Origin of the sequence: Pseudomonas edaphica, from assembly GCF_005863185.1 — a bacterium.
In the GTDB taxonomy this organism is placed as follows: domain Bacteria; phylum Pseudomonadota; class Gammaproteobacteria; order Pseudomonadales; family Pseudomonadaceae; genus Aquipseudomonas; species Aquipseudomonas edaphica.
In genome coordinates, this window is sequence record NZ_VBVZ01000659.1 from 1 (window position 1) to 3,271 (window position 3,271).

Sequence of the window (3,271 nt, forward strand, 5' to 3'; positions counted from 1 at the left end):
GTCTCCCAAAGACACTGAGATGCCTGCGATGGCATCAACTCAGTGTGCCTGACACACCGAGGTGCCTGCATCGCAGGCAAGCCAGCTCCCACAGAAAAGCAGTTTTTCAGTGTATTCAGTGGTTACTTTTGGCTGGGCCGGCATTCCGGGCGTTTGCCAAAAGTGACCCGCCGTAAGGGCGGAACCCTAAGCCGCCGTTACCGCAGCAACGGATATACACTCAAAACCACCGCCCCTAAGACCGCCTCAAAAGACCTGAAAAAGCCCCCCCTCAAAGAGGAAGCATCAAACGAGACCGCTCTTGCACCCGCGCCAACTCAGGAAACTCCAGCAGCAGCGCCCGATTACCCCTGCCGATATGCTCCATGACCGCCCGCGTAACGTGTTCACGCACCGTCACGGTCGAGACGTAATACATGGCCCAGGCCTGCTCCGGCGTACAGTGACCGATCTGCTCCTCAATCTCCTTGTACGCCTGATAATCGTCCGATTTCACATCGCACGGGTCATCACGTCGGGCCATGATTTATCTCCCTCTCTGGGATCTCTGCGAAAGCTCCAGGGCCTCACTCAGCCCGTCACGTACCGCTCTTGACCTTGGTCCACACTCGCGTGCGAATTCGCTCCAGCTTCAACGGCAACGGCTCAAGCGGCACCAGCGTGGCGATGGTGGCTTTGGACGGATAAATCCACGGGTTATCGCGCAACTTCTGCTCAACCAGCGCGGTGGCGTCCTTGTTGGCATTCGGGTACAGCGTGTGGTTGGAGCTCTTGGCAATCACATCGGGTTCAAGCATGTAATTGATAAACGCCATGCCGGCCTTTGCGTTCGGTGCATCTTTGAGCAACACAAAGTTTTCCGACCAGACCAACCCACCCTCGCGCGGCAAGCTATAGGCGATCTTGCGGCCAGTGTGGTTTTTCTCATTGATGGCCTGAGCCGTCAGTGCCCCGCTCGCCCAGCCCACGACCACGCAGATATTGCCATCGGCAAAGTCGGCGTCGGTTCTGGAGGAGTCGAAGTAGAGAACATAAGGGCGGATTTTCAGCAGCAGCGCCTGGGCCTTCTGGTAATCCTCAGGGTTCTGGCTGTTGCTCGGCAGGCCGAGGTAATGCAAGGCGATGGAGATGATTTCACTCGGCGAGTCGAGCATCGCCACGCCGCAGGACTTGAGCTTGCTGATGTTTTCTTCTTTGAAGATCAAGTCCCAACTGTCCACCGGGGCGTTTTCACCGAGTGCGGCGTTGACCTTATCCACGTCATAACCAATGCCGGTGGTGCCCCACAGGTACGGAATCGCATATTGGTTGCCTGGATCGTTAGTGGCGAGCAAGGCCAGCATTTCCGGGTCGATATGCGCATAGTTGCTCAGTTGGCTGCGGTCCAGCGGGGCCAGCACACCCGCCTGGATCAGGCTTGGCAATACGTTGGAGGTGGCGACGACGACGTCATACCCCGTGCGCCCGGCCATGGCCTTGCTTTGCATGACCTCGGCACTGTCGAAGGTATCGATGTGCATCTTGGTGCCGGTTGCCTGCTCGAATTCCTTCGGGGTCTGGGGTGCGATCAACCCGAACCAGTTGTACAGGTTAACCCGGGGTTCTGCCGCCGCTGCGGGCGTGCTGGCCCCGACAAAGACAAGCGAGGCTAAAAAAATGGCTCGCAAATGTGATTTATTCATATAACTATCCTTGTCAAAAACGACAGGCCTTCATGGCCATCAACGCTGGTGGGTGAATATACCCGGCGTCGTCGAATAGTAAATACCTACAAATACTTAGCTCAGCCCCATGAATCCCTAACCCAAAAGGGGTAGTCCATGTCACTCGACCTTCACAACCTCGCCTGGCACCGGTCAGCCGGCAAACTCATCATGGAGCTGAACCGCCCAGCCTTCTGGAGCTCACTGGTTCGCGTGTTGAATGAGTATGTGCAGATCGACAATTGGGTGGTCCTGGTGTTCAGCAACCAGCAAGTCAACGTCGTCAGCGTGACCGAGGTTGCGGATGCCGACGAAGTCGACGCCCTGACGCAACTGTATGTAAAAGGCCTTTACCTGCTGGACCCGTTTTACATTGCCAACCGTGAAAACCCGCAGAGCGGTTTTTTCCATCTGTCAGACATTGCCCCCGAGCACTTCCTGACCACCGAGTACTACCATCAGTATTTCGCCCGGTACGTGTCCGTCGATGAGGTGCAGTACAACGTCCAGCTCGACGCGGATCGAACCCTGTGTATTTCATTTGGCAGTAACACGCGCTACACCCCGGAACAGATCACCACACTGGATATCATCAAGCCGTGGGTCATGGCCTTGATGCATCAACGCATGTGTTTTGAAGTCGATGAAGAAAAAAACCTCAGTGAGCCGCCGCCCTGGTCCGAAGCCATTGTGCAGTTGGGCACGCAGATCACCACGCGCGAGAAGGACGTGCTCAAGTTGCTGCTCAGTGGTTTTTCCAATAAAGAAATCGCCGGCAAACTGGCGCTGTCGACAGAAACCATCAAGGTGCACCGGCGCAATATCTACACCAAGCTCAACATCAAATCGCAGTCCGAACTCTTTTCGCGTTTTTTCATGCCTAAACAGGACGTTTACACGCTGAATTAGGCGCGCGATCACTCGCCATCCTCAAGAAGCCCCCGGGCGGTAACCTAGCCGTTCGGTCAGTTACCGCGCATGCCCCCTTTGCTTACCCTTTCCCCTGGTTTCTATCGGAGGGGGCGTGATGTCCTTGATCAGCGATGTAGAACGCGCTTGCACACGCCTGGCCTCAGCAGGATGGCATGACCTGTTGCTGCACCACGGCCTGGACATCACCTCGACAAGCCTGCGTGAGGAACTCGCCAGGCCTGTGCAGATTGATCGCACCCAGCCAGGCTTTGAGGATTTTTCCGCTGATGCCACACGCGGCATAGAGCCAGGGCACCCGGCCGACAGCCTGCTGTTTCATGCCTTCGCCTCGCCTCATGTGGTCACCGCTGTCAAGGGTAAAACGCTCACGGCCTTCCCCACAGCCGCTGAAATCGAGCACGTCCTCAATTATGTCTACGGCGCCGCTCCCCCGACCCTGGAGGCTTTGCAGCAACTGGCCGGTGAGGCGCAACTGGCGATTGCAGTGTTCGCGTATGAATACCGGCCCTACGCCGAAACTGTGCACAGGCGCCAGGCGGACCTGTGTTTCTCGCGTACCGGGGTGGCCCGGGTCGGCACGGCGGACGCGCTGTATAACCCGCAGCAAAGAGGTTTTTTGCCCTTTGTCGAGGGCC

The 3,271-nt window shown here is 57.0% G+C and carries 3 protein-coding genes and 1 pseudogene; 2 read left to right on the forward strand and 2 right to left on the reverse strand.

The genetic code is table 11. From position 1 onward, the window contains the following. Positions 1 to 271 precede the first annotated feature (271 nt). Positions 272 to 523 carry a hypothetical protein gene (locus tag FEM54_RS28460; protein ID WP_138453847.1) on the reverse strand — a complete coding sequence of 84 codons (252 nt, stop codon included), beginning with the start codon at positions 521 to 523 and terminating at the stop codon, positions 272 to 274. Positions 524 to 578: 55 nt separating this feature from the next. Further along, entirely contained in the window at positions 579 to 1,682 is a 1,104-nt protein-coding gene (locus FEM54_RS28465) for an extracellular solute-binding protein (RefSeq protein WP_138453848.1), read from the reverse strand. 138 nt (positions 1,683 to 1,820) lie between these two features. On the opposite strand from FEM54_RS28465, the gene FEM54_RS28470 reads away from it, so the two are divergent. Together FEM54_RS28470 and FEM54_RS28475 are read left to right on the forward strand one after the other, a co-directional pair. Next, positions 1,821 to 2,612 carry a response regulator transcription factor gene (locus FEM54_RS28470; RefSeq protein WP_017136286.1) on the forward strand — a complete coding sequence of 264 codons (792 nt, stop codon included), beginning with the start codon at positions 1,821 to 1,823 and terminating at the stop codon, positions 2,610 to 2,612. Positions 2,613 to 2,730: 118 nt separating this feature from the next. Further along, positions 2,731 to 3,271, forward strand: a pseudogene (locus FEM54_RS28475) (hypothetical protein); the annotation flags it as partial.